Origin of the sequence: Paenibacillus sp. FSL R7-0198 (assembly GCF_038000415.1) — a bacterium.
In the GTDB taxonomy this organism is placed as follows: Bacteria; Bacillota; Bacilli; order Paenibacillales; family Paenibacillaceae; genus Paenibacillus.
This window is the reverse complement of the sequence record NZ_JBBOCB010000001.1, coordinates 1,083,900-1,096,633: the sequence shown is the minus strand read 5'-3', so window position 1 is coordinate 1,096,633 and position 12,734 is coordinate 1,083,900. Positions and strand designations below refer to the sequence as shown.

At 46.3% G+C, this 12,734-nt stretch carries 15 protein-coding genes; 14 read left to right on the top strand and 1 reads right to left on the bottom strand.

All coding sequences use genetic code 11. The features are described 5' to 3' along the window. The first annotated feature begins 145 nt into the window (after positions 1–145). From der to MKY87_RS04505, 13 genes are all read left to right on the top strand, one after another. Complete coding sequence (gene der, locus MKY87_RS04565; protein ID WP_076209907.1) at positions 146–1,468, top strand: ribosome biogenesis GTPase Der; 1,323 nt, start codon at positions 146–148, stop codon at positions 1,466–1,468. A gap of 11 nt (positions 1,469–1,479) precedes the next feature. Next, complete coding sequence (gene plsY, locus MKY87_RS04560; protein WP_076209908.1) at positions 1,480–2,103, top strand: glycerol-3-phosphate 1-O-acyltransferase PlsY; 624 nt, start codon at positions 1,480–1,482, stop codon at positions 2,101–2,103. Then, a complete protein-coding gene (locus MKY87_RS04555) occupies positions 2,096–3,136 on the top strand; it encodes an NAD(P)H-dependent glycerol-3-phosphate dehydrogenase (RefSeq protein WP_036607707.1) in 1,041 nt (346 codons plus the stop codon). The genes plsY and MKY87_RS04555 overlap by 8 nt, the downstream gene beginning before the upstream one ends. 103 nt (positions 3,137–3,239) lie before the next feature. After that, positions 3,240–3,515: a stage VI sporulation protein F gene (locus tag MKY87_RS04550; protein WP_017687687.1), complete on the top strand. Its 276-nt coding sequence runs from the start codon at positions 3,240–3,242 to the stop codon at positions 3,513–3,515. A gap of 173 nt (positions 3,516–3,688) precedes the next feature. After that, positions 3,689–3,868, top strand: a complete 180-nt coding sequence (locus MKY87_RS04545) for a DUF2768 family protein (protein WP_017687688.1) — start codon at positions 3,689–3,691, stop codon at positions 3,866–3,868. Between the two features lie 83 nt (positions 3,869–3,951). Further along, positions 3,952–4,569, top strand: a complete 618-nt coding sequence (locus tag MKY87_RS04540; RefSeq protein ID WP_340963137.1) for a hypothetical protein — start codon at positions 3,952–3,954, stop codon at positions 4,567–4,569. A 17-nt stretch (positions 4,570–4,586) separates the two neighbouring features. Continuing rightward, positions 4,587–4,937: a 2Fe-2S iron-sulfur cluster-binding protein gene (locus MKY87_RS04535; RefSeq protein ID WP_091028919.1), complete on the top strand. Its 351-nt coding sequence runs from the start codon at positions 4,587–4,589 to the stop codon at positions 4,935–4,937. Positions 4,938–4,983: 46 nt separating this feature from the next. After that, complete coding sequence (locus MKY87_RS04530; RefSeq protein WP_340963135.1) at positions 4,984–5,763, top strand: hypothetical protein; 780 nt, start codon at positions 4,984–4,986, stop codon at positions 5,761–5,763. A gap of 455 nt (positions 5,764–6,218) precedes the next feature. Further along, positions 6,219–7,697 (top strand): stage IV sporulation protein A, encoded by a 1,479-nt coding sequence (gene spoIVA / locus MKY87_RS04525; protein ID WP_036607700.1) that lies wholly within the window; start codon positions 6,219–6,221, stop codon positions 7,695–7,697. Between the two features lie 217 nt (positions 7,698–7,914). Beyond that, the gene (locus MKY87_RS04520; protein WP_036672016.1) at positions 7,915–9,012 is read left to right on the top strand and encodes a sugar ABC transporter substrate-binding protein; all 1,098 of its coding nucleotides are present in this window, start codon (positions 7,915–7,917) and stop codon (positions 9,010–9,012) included. 113 nt (positions 9,013–9,125) lie between these two features. Beyond that, a complete protein-coding gene (locus tag MKY87_RS04515) occupies positions 9,126–10,643 on the top strand; it encodes a sugar ABC transporter ATP-binding protein (protein WP_339782978.1) in 1,518 nt (505 codons plus the stop codon). Next, entirely contained in the window at positions 10,640–11,626 is a 987-nt protein-coding gene (locus tag MKY87_RS04510) for an ABC transporter permease (protein ID WP_017687695.1), read from the top strand. Before MKY87_RS04515 ends, MKY87_RS04510 begins: the two co-directional genes overlap by 4 nt. Before the next feature lie 217 nt (positions 11,627–11,843). Beyond that, on the top strand, positions 11,844–12,116 hold the full coding sequence (locus MKY87_RS04505; protein ID WP_024630670.1) for an HU family DNA-binding protein: 273 nt from the start codon (positions 11,844–11,846) through the stop codon (positions 12,114–12,116). Between the two features lie 66 nt (positions 12,117–12,182). On the opposite strand, the gene MKY87_RS04500 is transcribed toward MKY87_RS04505, so the two are convergent. Continuing rightward, entirely contained in the window at positions 12,183–12,344 is a 162-nt protein-coding gene (locus MKY87_RS04500) for a hypothetical protein (RefSeq protein ID WP_340963132.1), read from the bottom strand. Between the two features lie 147 nt (positions 12,345–12,491). On the opposite strand from MKY87_RS04500, the gene mtrB reads away from it, so the two are divergent. Further along, positions 12,492–12,713 (top strand): trp RNA-binding attenuation protein MtrB, encoded by a 222-nt coding sequence (gene mtrB, locus MKY87_RS04495; RefSeq protein ID WP_017687697.1) that lies wholly within the window; start codon positions 12,492–12,494, stop codon positions 12,711–12,713. The last annotated feature ends 21 nt before the right edge of the window (positions 12,714–12,734 follow it).

The window sequence follows — 12,734 nt, the reverse complement described above, 5'->3', positions numbered from 1 at the left end:
GCTGAATAACAAAAGCAAGATCGGCGAGCCCCAGGCGGGTTCGCCGATTGTTTTTATTGCGAGTAATTTGGCATGAAACGTTAGCCAAGACATATCTTTTTTGCTATGATGAGTATCGTAAGTATGGACAGGAGGAGTGGAATGTATGGCAAGACCCGTTGTGGCAATTGTCGGACGACCGAACGTGGGTAAATCCACCATTTTCAATCGGATCATCGGCGACAGACTGGCCATTGTGGAAGACAAGCCGGGCATTACCCGTGACCGCATATATGGAATCGGTGAATGGAACGGTAAACCATTTAGTATTATTGATACAGGTGGTATCGAAATTGATGGTGAAGATGTAATTTTAAAATCGATTCGGATGCAAGCAGAGCTCGCTATTGAAGAAGCGGATGTTATTGTATTCATGTGTGATGCAAAAGCAGGTATTACGCAATCGGATGAAGAGGTAGCAGAGATGCTCTACCGCTCAGGCAAGCCTATTGTTGTAGCCGTTAACAAAGTGGATAATATCGGACGAAGTGAGCTCATTTATGAGTTTTATGGATTTGGTTTCGGTGATCCCATCGGCGTATCCGGTAGTCACGGTACAGGTGTAGGTGATTTGCTTGATGCAATTGTGGAGAAGTTGCCAGAACTTGAGGAAGAGACTTACGATGAAGATGTTATTCGTGTAGCTCTGATCGGACGTCCTAATGTGGGTAAATCTTCACTAGTGAACGCTATTCTGGGAGAAGAGCGTGTCATTGTAAGTGACGTGGCTGGAACGACCCGGGATGCAATTGATACACCTTTTGAAAAAGACGGCCAACGTTACGTGCTGATTGATACAGCAGGTATGCGTAAGCGTGGTAAAGTATATGAAACAACTGAGAAATACAGTGTAATGCGTGCGATGCGTGCGATTGAGCGTGCAGATGTTGTTCTGATTGTCATTAATGGTGAAGAAGGCATTATTGAACAGGACAAGCATATTGCAGGATATGCATTCGAAGCTGGTAAAGCGTCATTGTTTGTTGTGAACAAATGGGACGTAGTAGAGAAGCATGACAAAACGATGAAAGAGTTTGAGAGAAAAATTCGGGATCACTTCCTGTTTATGACTTATGCTCCGGTTGTATTCTTGTCAGCCCTCACAAAACAACGCTTACAAAAACTGTTGCCGGTTGTGCAACGTGTAGCAGAGCAACACTCGTTACGTGTGCAGACACATCTGCTTAACGATGTGGTGTCTGATGCGGTTGCGATTAATCCTCCGCCAACGGATAAAGGACGGAGAATGAGAATTAACTATGTGACTCAGGTTGCAGTTAAACCGCCGACCATGGTTATTTTTGTGAACGACCCTGAGTTGATGCACTTCTCATATGAGCGCTATCTGGAGAATAAAATCCGTGCAGCGTTTGATTTCGAAGGAACACCAATTCGCATATTTACTCGGAAGAAGTCCGACGAAAGTTAGGGGAGAAGTGTGTGATTTTACAAATCGCAGCGATTGTACTGAGTTATTTACTCGGTTCGATCAGCTTTAGTGTCCTCCTTGCCAAAGCGATACGGGGGATCGATATTCGTCAGCACGGAAGCGGAAACGCGGGAGCTACCAATACGTTGCGTATTTTGGGTAAAGGACCGGCAATTGCTGTTCTGTTACTTGATGTACTTAAGGGTGTTGCAGCTGTATGGATAGGAATCTGGCTGAGTGACGGATCTGCCTGGATTCCTGCACTCAGTGGTATAGCAGCCATTGCAGGACATAACTGGCCGCTTTACTTCCATTTTCGTGGAGGAAAAGGCATTGCCACAGCCATTGGTGTTCTGGTGAGTCTTGCTTTCCTACCTGCGTTATGTGCTGGGGTGATCGCCATTCTGTCTATTGTATTGACACGCTATGTTTCATTGGGGTCTCTGATTTTTGTAGCATTCACACCCATCTTTATCCTGGTATTACCCGGATATTCAATGAATATCTTCTGGGGGAGTCTGATTATTTGTCTGTTTGCGTTCTGGAGACATCGTACCAATATTGCGAAGCTCGCCAAAGGACAGGAAAATAAATTGGGATCGAAAAACCCTGGAGGGGGTAAACGAGTTGTCTAAAAAAGTTGCTGTTCTGGTCGCTGGAAGCTGGGGGACAGCTCTGGCCAGTGTACTCGCCGCCAATCAGTTGGATGTGATGATGTGGACACGTGGTGAAGACCAGGCTAACGAAATCAATAACAAGCACACCAATACTCGCTATCTTCCGGATGCGGAGCTTTCACCACGGATCCAAGCAACAACTGATATGGAAGCTGCGGTGGAAGGCGCTATAGCTGTGTTAATTGTTGCGCCTTCATCAGCCATGCGTGCAGTTACGAACCAGCTTAAGGCTTATTACAAGCCTGAGATGTTAGTCATTCATGCAACCAAAGGTTTTGAGACAGAAAGCCTCAAACGGATGTCCACAGTCATTTCAGAAGAGCTTGAATGTGAAGAAGGACGTGTGGTTGTTCTTTCTGGCCCAAGCCATGCGGAAGAAGTGGTGAAGCGTTGTCCAACGACAGTGGTTGTAGCTTCACTGGATAAGGCATCTGCCGAGTCTGCCCAAGCTTTGTTTATGAATGCCTATTTCCGGGTTTACACGAATCGGGACATGATTGGTGTTGAGCTTGCAGGCGCATTCAAAAATATCATTGCTCTTGGTGCAGGCATGTCCGATGGTCTTCAATTTGGTGATAATGCCAAAGCCGCTTTGCTAACACGAGGTCTGGCAGAGATCACACGTATTGGTGTTGAGATGGGAGCAAATCCGCTAACGTTTTCGGGACTTGCCGGCATCGGGGATCTGGTTGTAACGGCTACAAGTCAGCACAGTCGGAACTGGAGAGCAGGTTCCATGTTGGGTCAGGGACAGAAGCTGGATGATGTACTGAAGTCCATGGGCATGGTGGTAGAAGGCATTCGAACTACGCAAGCTGCCTATTTCATCTCACAAAAATACGGTGTGCAAATGCCAATTGCGGATCAGTTATATCACGTTTTATTCCAGGAGAGACAGCCGCGTGATGCGGTTGAAGCCTTGATGGGACGTGACCCGAAGACTGAAATGGAAGTCATGAAACTTGAAACCTGGGAGCAATGGCATTCCTGATTGTAATCAGCCTAAACGTACCTTGTGAAATAAGAAGCTTATTCACCTTTTCTGTAGCAGACTCATACTATACACATGAGTATTGCCGGAGGAGGGGAGACGAATGGGTAACAACATTTCCAAAGATGCACTGAATGCAATCAACAAGAAAACGGGTAAAACGATAACTGAAGGTGCCGTTAAGAAATTGGCAAGCACGGTGAAACCAACGACGATTCAGAATGAAGCTCAGTTGCGCCAATTGATCAAACAAGTATCCGCCATGGCGAAAGTTCCGGTATCTGAGGATACGGTTAAGGATATTGTGAGTGCGGTCAAGAAAAGCGGATTGAATCCGAGCAGTATGGAATCGTTAATGAAAATGATGATGAAAAAATAATAGATCACACCTGCATGTACAGGTGATCCAGTAAGACAAAAAGACGAGTCGGCTTCTGCCGGCTTGCTTTTTTGTCTTTTTTTTGGAAAGTTGAGCTGAATTTCGTGTTATAATGGTTGCAATTGTCACAGTGTCAGTGATGAATATCGGACTGAAGGGGAGACTGCTGGATTATGAGCGCAATGGACAAGATGTGGCTGTCATTGGTGGCCATCCTCATTATGGGATTATCTGTATTCCTGATTACGTTTGCTCGTGCCAAAACAAAAGGTATTGTACGGGGGATTCTTTCTCTAATTGCATTTTTGATTATGCTGATTGGCTTTTTCGGTGGAATCGCTTCTCTGACCTGATTTCCCATGCCTGAAAGATAACATCCGCATAAGCACATCATAAGAACTGACACAATGAACACGGATGAGGGGAGTGTGAGCCTATGGGGCCGCATGATACGGAGGGTCGGACAGAGCGTTATCCGGAATTACACGCGGCTTTGCTGGAAACGGCCAAAGCCTGGAACACACAGCCACAGACATGGTTACTTGGAGGAAGTTGTGGGTTGCTGCTTCAAGGGGTGGAGTTGCAACAAGCTCCAAGAGATATTGATATCTATGCGGATGTTGCTGCTGCTAAAGAACTTCACCTTAGCGCTCCGGGGGAAATGCTTGACGAGCCTACAGTGGACAAGACAGGACCGTATGCTTCTCTGCTGAGCCACTATCAGGTGGGTGAATGTGCGCTGGAATTGGTTGGTGGTTTCGAAATATGGGCTCGCAAAAGTTGGTACCGTATCGAGATTGAACATGTACTTGCTCCACATGCACCAGTAGCACAAGTAGGTTCATATACCCTGCGACTGATGCCGCTTGCGCATGAGCTGTTGTTTAATCTGCTGCGAGGTCGTGAAGATCGTTATGTACCCATTGCGACACAGATGCGTCAGCAACCACATGCACATCAACCTATAATGATGCTGTTAAGTCAACAGAATGTATGGACAGCCCGCTTCAGAGCCGAAGTGGAAGAGCTTGTTGGCTTTGCATGGCCCCAGTAGGTTGAGGGAGGAAAATGATGGACTATAAGATAACTTTTTTACCTATGAACAAATCGATAGCGCTCAAACCAGGGGCAACACTTCTGCATGCAGCACGACGTGCTGGAGTCAAGATTACGACCCGATGTGATGGTAAAGCGGCTTGCCTGATGTGCAAAGTCAACGTGGATGAAGAACATCGGGCGGAACTGTATCCACCAACAGATGCAGAAAAGCGCAAGCTGGGTTCACTGCTGGAAGCAGGTACACGACTGTCCTGTCAGGCCAAGGTGTGTGGATCTCTATCGGTTCATGTTCCAGAGGACCCGCTGAAGGCAGCTATTCGGAAACAACTGGAACGTCAACAACAGGAAGACGACTGGTTCTGAGCGTTATAACATTGATTCTCTAATGAGTTATTCAAGGAGGACACGAATGATTAGGAACAAGCCAAAATGTGTGGAAAGAAGTGGACGGCAGCGTCTGAAACATCAGACGGGTGGTCTGCTGTTATTCCTGTTGTTTGCTTTTACAGCAAGTGGTTGTATGTATCCATCCCAGAGCAATTCGGACCCTAAGATAGCCTATCGGGAAAGCGTGAGCCGTATCCAGAGTGCGGTCGAGGCATTTCAGCAAGATGAGGGGATTTTGCCAATCATTAATGCAGATATGGAAACGCCAAAATATGAAAAGTTCAGAGTGGATCTACCCAAGTTGAAACAACTGGGGTATCTGGATGAAATACCGGGAACCGCTTTTGAAAGTGGTGGTAGCGCTTACTTCCTTATCCAGGATGAAGAAGTGAATCCGACCGTTAAAGTGATGGACCTTCTGACCGTACAGAAAGTGAATGATGTTCAGCGAATGGTTAATCAATATAAGTCCGTACATAACAATAAGCTGCCAAGTGGGGAAGAACTGTATCCGGGGTTATATGCTGTGGATATGGATCAGGCTGCACAGGCCTGTACTTCTTCCATAACGTTGAATAGTGTGTATTCGGGTCAGGCGTTACCTTTTATGATGGATGACGAAGGCCAAGTCTACGTAGATTATGCTTTTGACATTATGCAGGCAGTGGAAAAGTCTGACGTGTCTCCAGCTGAGACTGAAGATGTTCGGGATTTTCTATTGGAGCACTCCTACTTCGTACCTGTAAAATCTGTTTCCTACGCTTGGCAAAACAATGCACCGGTTGCACAGCCAATAAAATAAGCATGGTTGCAATTCAACTGATCTAGTTGTATGACTACCATGGCTCTAATGGTTCAAAAAGAGATATCCCAAATAAGGGATATCTCTTTTTTTCTTTTGTCAATATGAGCAATAACCGTCATAAAAGCTTCACGGATCACATAAAGTAGATTGAAATAAAGACGCGCAGTCCGAGATCGGGGGATTTTCCTAATGTCATCACCATAAGATAAAAAAACAAAAATACGCGTCATATTGCCGCATACGGATACATAAGATGATACTAGTCCAATTGCATGTACGAGTTAACGCCGCTCTCGCCGGTTTCATCAGAATGCAACGTTCGGCGGCGGACGACTTCCGGGCACTCACAAAGGCGGCTCTACCGTTGCAGGGATTTCAGTCTTCTGATTGAAAAAACGAAGCGGATGCTCTTTAGCATTTTTCCTTCGGAGTAATTTAGGGAGGGGATTTCATTGGAGAAAGTGGACATTTTTAAGGACATAGCTGAGCGGACCGGAGGGGATATTTATCTCGGGGTTGTCGGCGCAGTCCGGACGGGAAAATCAACATTTATCAAACGATTCATGGAAACCATTGTATTGCCAAACATCACAAACGAGGCAGATCGTGGTCGAGCGGTGGATGAACTTCCACAGAGCGCAGCGGGTAAAACCATCATGACTACCGAACCGAAATTCGTCCCTAATAACGCAGTCCAGATCAAGGTGGCAGAAGGACTCGATGTTAATGTGCGCCTTGTGGATTGTGTAGGTTACGCGGTGGAAGGAGCCAAGGGATACGAGGATGAGAATGGTCCACGCATGATCTCCACGCCTTGGTTCGAGGAGCCAATTCCGTTCCAGGAAGCCGCCGAGATTGGTACTCGCAAAGTCATTCAGGAGCATTCTACACTGGGTGTTGTGGTAACAACAGACGGCACAATCGCCGAAATTGCACGAAGCTCCTATGTGGAATCCGAAGAACGGGTCATTGCGGAATTGAAAGAAGTGGGTAAACCGTTTGTCCTGGTCATCAACTCCACTCGTCCTCGCAGTGAAGAAGCCCTGCAATTGCGTAGTGAGCTTGCTGCCAAATACGACATTCCGGTGATGACACTCAGTGCAGCCACGATGACGGAAGATGATGTGACGGGTGTACTTCGTGAAGTACTCTATGAGTTCCCTGTGCATGAAGTGAATGTAAACTTGCCGAGCTGGGTTATGGTGCTCAACGAGACTCACTGGCTGCGTAGCAACTACGAAAATTCCGTACGGGATACCGTCAAGGATATTCGCAGACTTCGCGACGTGGATCGCGTTGTTGCTCAGTTCATGGAATATGAATTCATTGATCGCGCAGGCCTGAGTGGCATGAATATGGGGCAGGGTGTAGCCGAAATTGACCTGTATGCGCCAGATGAATTGTATGATCAGATTCTCGTGGAAGTGGTCGGAATTGAAATTCGCGGTAAGGATCATCTGCTGCAATTGATGCAGGAATTCTCGCATGCGAAGAGAGAATATGACCGCTTCGCAGAAGCGCTGGAGATGGTCAAAACGACCGGATACGGCATTGCTGCTCCATCTCTTGCCGAGATGGCTCTGGATGAACCTGAGCTCATTCGTCAGGGCACCAAATTTGGCGTACGCCTAAAAGCAACGGCACCGTCCATTCACATGATCCGGGTTGATGTGGAATCGGAGTTTGCTCCAATCATCGGTACGGAGAAACAAAGTGAGGAACTGGTGAGATATCTGATGCAGGACTTCGAGAACGATCCAATCAAGGTATGGGATTCAGACATGTTTGGACGTTCGTTGCACTCCATCGTGCGAGAAGGTATTCAGGGAAAAATTGCCATGATGCCGGATAATGCAAGATACAAATTGCAAGAGACGCTGGGAAGAATCATTAACGAAGGTTCGGGCGGCTTGATCGCTATCATTCTGTAAGACATCAAAAGACCGTAAGGGGGCATCCCCTCGCGGTCTTTTTTATATGATTTCTTTATTTTGGATGAAATGGATAGGAAGAATAGTGCTTTCGAAAAAACTTAGCGAGTTTTAGCTTTAAATTGCTAAAACCCATTTACATACTAGGGATTAGCCGTTATATTAATATTCAACTATTGTGATCGAGATCACAGAGAGTGGACAGGGGGAGACAGAGATGAAAAGAAAAGAGACAAAATGGGTATGGTTGAGTGTGTTATTAGTATTTACATTGGCGCTGTCCGCTTGCGGAATCAAAAAAGAACCGGCAGCAACTCCGGCTTCGGGTGCATCAGATGATACACCAAAAACGGAAGCAGTTACAGGCCCTCTAAGCGGCAAGCGGATTGCACTTATTATGGAGTTTAATACAGGTACTTTCTCGCAGCAATATGTACAGGGTGTAAAAGAAGAAATCGAAAAATTCGGTGGAGAACTGACAACGTTTGTTGCCGATAATGACAAAGCAAAGATGGTATCCTTGCTTGATAGCGCAATTAACCAGAAATTCGATGCCATTCTCACGGATCACGGGGATTCCCTATTAGAGCCAGGCGTGAAGAAGGCAGTAGAACAGAATATTCCAGTGGTCGTGTTTGACGCAGCTATCAGTGTTCCAGGAGCTACAGTCCTGTCGCAGGATGACCAGAAGATGGCTGAACTGACGCTGGAGCAAATGAAAAAAGATATCAATGGACAAGGTAATATTGTCAAAGTATGGGTAGCTGGTTTTGCACCGATGGAACGCCGTCAGATTGCATACGGTGAATTCATGAAAGCAAATCCGGACATCAAGGAAATAGCTACATTCGGTTCTGCACAGAACCCGGCGCTGGATACACAAGCCAAAATGGAAGCTATTCTCAAGCAATATCCAAAAGGTGAAATTACAGCTGTATGGACTGCATGGGATGAGTTCGCCAAAGGTGCAGCGCGTGCGATTCAACAAGCTGGACGTGATGAGATCAAAGTGTATGGTATTGATATGAGTGACGAGGATCTGCAAATGATTCAGGATCCAAAAAATCCTTGGGTTGCTTCTGCGGCTGTTGATCCAACGGATATTGGTCGCGTCCAAGTACGTTACGCTTATCAGAAACTGAACGGGGACGAGACAGAAGATGCAGTTGTTCTTAACCCGGTCTATGTTCAACGTGAAGCTCTGCCAGATAAACAAATCTCCACTTCGGAGCTGTCAGAGTTCGTTGAAGGTTGGGGTGGCAGCACACAAGGAATTAAGGACTGGATGAGTGAATACGGAATTACTGCTAAATAAGCAGCGTATCGGAAGCGCGCCGCAAGGCGCGCTTTTTCAACCATAATGAAGATATGTGTGGTCTGGATGAAAAAAGGGACGCTCCCGGAAGGGAACGAATGGAGGTTAACATCATGAGCACTGCACCGATACTGCTTCAAATGGAACATATCCACAAGCAGTTTTCAGGTATTCCTGCACTGAAGGATGTGGATTTCTCTGTAAAAGGTGGGGAGATTCATGCGCTGCTGGGTGCCAATGGTGCCGGTAAAAGCACGTTAATGAAAATTTTGTCCGGTGCCTATCCATTGGATCAGGGAACGATTCAGTTGAGTGGACAAGCACTTCATTTAAGTTCTCCGGGAGACGCGAAGGCAAGTGGGATTCACTGTGTCTATCAGGAAGTGGATGCTGCATTAGTGCCACAGCTGACGGCTGCGGAGAACATTATGTTGGATCAGTTGGCTTCATCTGCTGGAGGTTGGTGGAAGAGTCCACGAAAACTGCAACAGCGCGCGATTGAAGCGTTGAAGCAATTAGGGGCGGACATATCCGTTCACCAAAAAGTGGCTGATCTGACACTTGCAGAAAAACAGATGATACTGCTCGCACGGATTTTGATTCAGGATGCCAAGGTCATCATTTTTGACGAACCTACTGCACCGCTGAGTCAGGAAGAAACGGATGCATTTTTCCGGATTGTACATCTGTTGAAGGAACGGGGAGTAGCTTGTATTTTCATTACCCATCGTCTTGCTGAAGTGACGGGTCACTGTGATCGTGTTACGGTTATGAGAGATGGGCAACACGTGTTTACTGGTGAAGCAAAGGGACTTACGATCAACGATTTGGTTACACAGATGTTAGGTAAACCATTCGAAGAAGAATTTCCAAAGACGGAAGCACCCGTGGGGGAACTGCTGTTGGAGGCACGTGGGCTTCGTCGTGGAGTGAAGGTCAAAGGTGTTAACCTCTCTGTACGCCGAGGTGAAGTCCTCGCTGTGGTGGGTCTGGTAGGCGCGGGTAAAACGGAAAGCTCTCGTTTGCTGATTGGTGCAGATCGGCTGGAGGGAGGCGAGATCCGGCTTAACAACCGTAATCTCCGTCTGTCTCAGCCTGCGGATGCGGCGGCGCTGGGGATTGTTTCTGTACCGGAGGAGCGACGTAAACAAGGAATCCTGATCCAGGAGAACGTGGAACGAAATTTAAGCCTGCCTTTGCTAAGCCGTCTCAGTACATTAGGTTTCGTAAGCCGCAAGCGGGAGCGTCAGAATGCGGAGTCATTGGTGAAACAGCTCGGAATCAAGACTTCGTCCGTGAAGCAGGAAGTAAAATATTTAAGCGGTGGTAACCAGCAGAAGGTAGCCATAGGTAAATGGCTTAATGCGGATGCAGATGTATTTATATTTGATGAACCAACCAAAGGCGTAGATATTGGGGCGAAAAGTGACATTTTCCGCATCATCAATGAACTGGCTTTGGCGGGCAAGGGTGTAATCTATTTCACCTGTGAACTGGATGAAGGCATGGGAATTGGTGACCGAATCGCTGTCATGTGCGAGGGTGTTATCGTAAAAGAGTTCAAACGAGGCGAGACTAACCAAGAACAGCTGCTATACTATGCAAGCGGTGGACAAGAGGTGCAATCATGAAGGATAAATCACTGGATTTTGCGTTCCGTTACGGGGCGATTATAGTCATCATAGGTGTTATCGCATTTTTTGGCATTAAATTGCCTTATTTCTTTACGTACAGTAACTTAACCGATATTTTGGGCTCGATCTCTATCGTTACGTTTGTAGCGATCGGTGTTACGTTATCTCTCATTGTTGATGGATTTGATCTCTCGGTAGGGGCGACTGTCTCATTGACCACCGTCGTTACTGCTTCGTTAATGATCTGGTATCAACAACCACTGGCAATTGTCATTATTGTGCCACTAATCATTGGCGCTGTTATTGGTTTACTGAACGCGTTGCTCATTGTAAAATTGCGTATTCCGGATTTGCTCGCAACCCTTGCCACGATGTACATCATCGGAGGTATTCACAAAACGTATGCACAGGGATATACCATTTACAATCACATGCAGTTCCCTGATGGGAGCAAAGCTGCGGGAGAGATGGACCCGACATTCCTGCTTATAGGGCAGGGAAAATGGCTTGGTATGCCTATATCGGTTATCATGCTACTTATTGCGGTAATAGGTGTGCATATCTTTTTGACGTATACGAAATATGGTCGCCAGATGTACATTACAGGCGGTAATGAGGAAGCTGCACGTTTGTCCGGAATCAAGGTGAAAAAGGTGCGTACACTCGCCTATGTAGCCGCTGGAGTGTTTGCAGCAATCGGGGGTATCATCTATGCTTCCAAAGTAGGATCTGGGCAAATCGATGCCGGATCACCGTTGTTAATGGAATCTGTAGCCGCAGTATTTGTCGGTTTCTCTGTATTTGGCGCGGGTAAACCAAATGTCATTGGAACCTTCATCGGTTCGGTTCTGATTGGTGTTCTTGTGAACGGGTTAACGATGATGAACGTACAGTATTTCACACATGATATTGTAAAAGGTGGGGTTCTGGTGCTTGCCCTGGCGGTTACATTTTACGTCTTAAACCGCAACCGGACTTGAAATTGTGGGCTGTCTGTATTAGTATGAAATTTGTTCGGCGTCTGAAATGCCCGTGGTTTCAGACGACATTCTGCCGAAAATGACTGTTGACCGCAGGCGGAGATTTGTGTTCAGCGCTCAAGATGTACGTAGATTTTTTGCGTATGAACGTATATTTCGCTATAAAACGGAAACACAGTATAACATTCAGGACATTGATACAGGAGGTGAAAAACAAATGAACAAATCAGACTTGATTACACACGTATCCGAAGCGACTGAATTGTCCAAGAAAGATGTAACGAAAGCGGTTGATGCCGTATTCGAAGCAATCTCTGAGGCTCTTCAAAGCGGAGATAAAGTACAATTGGTTGGTTTTGGGAACTTCGAAGTTCGCGAGCGCTCTGCACGTAAAGGACGCAACCCGCAAACAGGTGAAGAAATCGAAATTCCTGCGAGCAAAATTCCTGCATTCAAACCAGGTAAAGCGCTCAAAGACGGAATTAAATAAGATTTCTACATATTCCATATGTCGACAAAAAGACCGTGACTTGTTCACGGCCTTTTCTTTTGCCCTTTAACGATGATTCTTGCGGCTATTCGAGTGCTCAGGATTCTCTGGTTGCCCGGTATAAGCAACCAGAATCAGTTCTTCACCAGCAGCTGCAGACAGATGCTGTTCGATTTCTTTTAACTGATGAATATGCTCGTCTGTAAGCGCGGCAGGGGTGTACTTCATGCAGATTCTCCTTTCTGTGGCTGTACAACTCTAGTATGACCCGAGGGTAGCCGATTCTTGCGGTTCATTCGTATAAGGTGCAGGTTGACAAATGAATCAATCTTAATCATCATTAACGCTATCGAACTAAAGAAGGGGACATGCGTGATGGATCATCCAACCGGCAATGATTATATTGTAATTAAGGCAGAGGAAAATGGTGTCCAGGTGATCGGATTAACCCGAGGTCAGGATACACGTTTTCACCACACCGAGAAATTGGACAAGGGTGAAGTGATGTTTGCCCAATTCACCACCCATACTTCAGCTATTAAAATCCGGGGCAAAGCCACGCTGATTACCAAGCATGGACAGATTGAATCGGAGTAATGGACAGATTGAATACAATCA

What these genes read in the sequence shown, in the direction of transcription:
- MKY87_RS04515 (WP_339782978.1), top strand. Translation starts at nt 9,126, where the DNA reads ATGAGCACTGCACCGATACTGCTTCAAATGGAACATATCCACAAGCAG.
- MKY87_RS04535 (WP_091028919.1), top strand. Translation starts at nt 4,587, where the DNA reads ATGGACTATAAGATAACTTTTTTACCTATGAACAAATCGATAGCGCTC.
- MKY87_RS04500 (WP_340963132.1), bottom strand. Translation starts at nt 12,344, where the DNA reads ATGAAGTACACCCCTGCCGCGCTTACAGACGAGCATATTCATCAGTTA.
- mtrB (WP_017687697.1), top strand. Translation starts at nt 12,492, where the DNA reads ATGGATCATCCAACCGGCAATGATTATATTGTAATTAAGGCAGAGGAA.
- MKY87_RS04520 (WP_036672016.1), top strand. Translation starts at nt 7,915, where the DNA reads ATGAAAAGAAAAGAGACAAAATGGGTATGGTTGAGTGTGTTATTAGTA.
- MKY87_RS04510 (WP_017687695.1), top strand. Translation starts at nt 10,640, where the DNA reads ATGAAGGATAAATCACTGGATTTTGCGTTCCGTTACGGGGCGATTATA.
- MKY87_RS04505 (WP_024630670.1), top strand. Translation starts at nt 11,844, where the DNA reads ATGAACAAATCAGACTTGATTACACACGTATCCGAAGCGACTGAATTG.
- MKY87_RS04545 (WP_017687688.1), top strand. Translation starts at nt 3,689, where the DNA reads ATGAGCGCAATGGACAAGATGTGGCTGTCATTGGTGGCCATCCTCATT.
- MKY87_RS04550 (WP_017687687.1), top strand. Translation starts at nt 3,240, where the DNA reads ATGGGTAACAACATTTCCAAAGATGCACTGAATGCAATCAACAAGAAA.
- der (WP_076209907.1), top strand. Translation starts at nt 146, where the DNA reads ATGGCAAGACCCGTTGTGGCAATTGTCGGACGACCGAACGTGGGTAAA.
- MKY87_RS04530 (WP_340963135.1), top strand. Translation starts at nt 4,984, where the DNA reads ATGATTAGGAACAAGCCAAAATGTGTGGAAAGAAGTGGACGGCAGCGT.
- MKY87_RS04540 (WP_340963137.1), top strand. Translation starts at nt 3,952, where the DNA reads ATGGGGCCGCATGATACGGAGGGTCGGACAGAGCGTTATCCGGAATTA.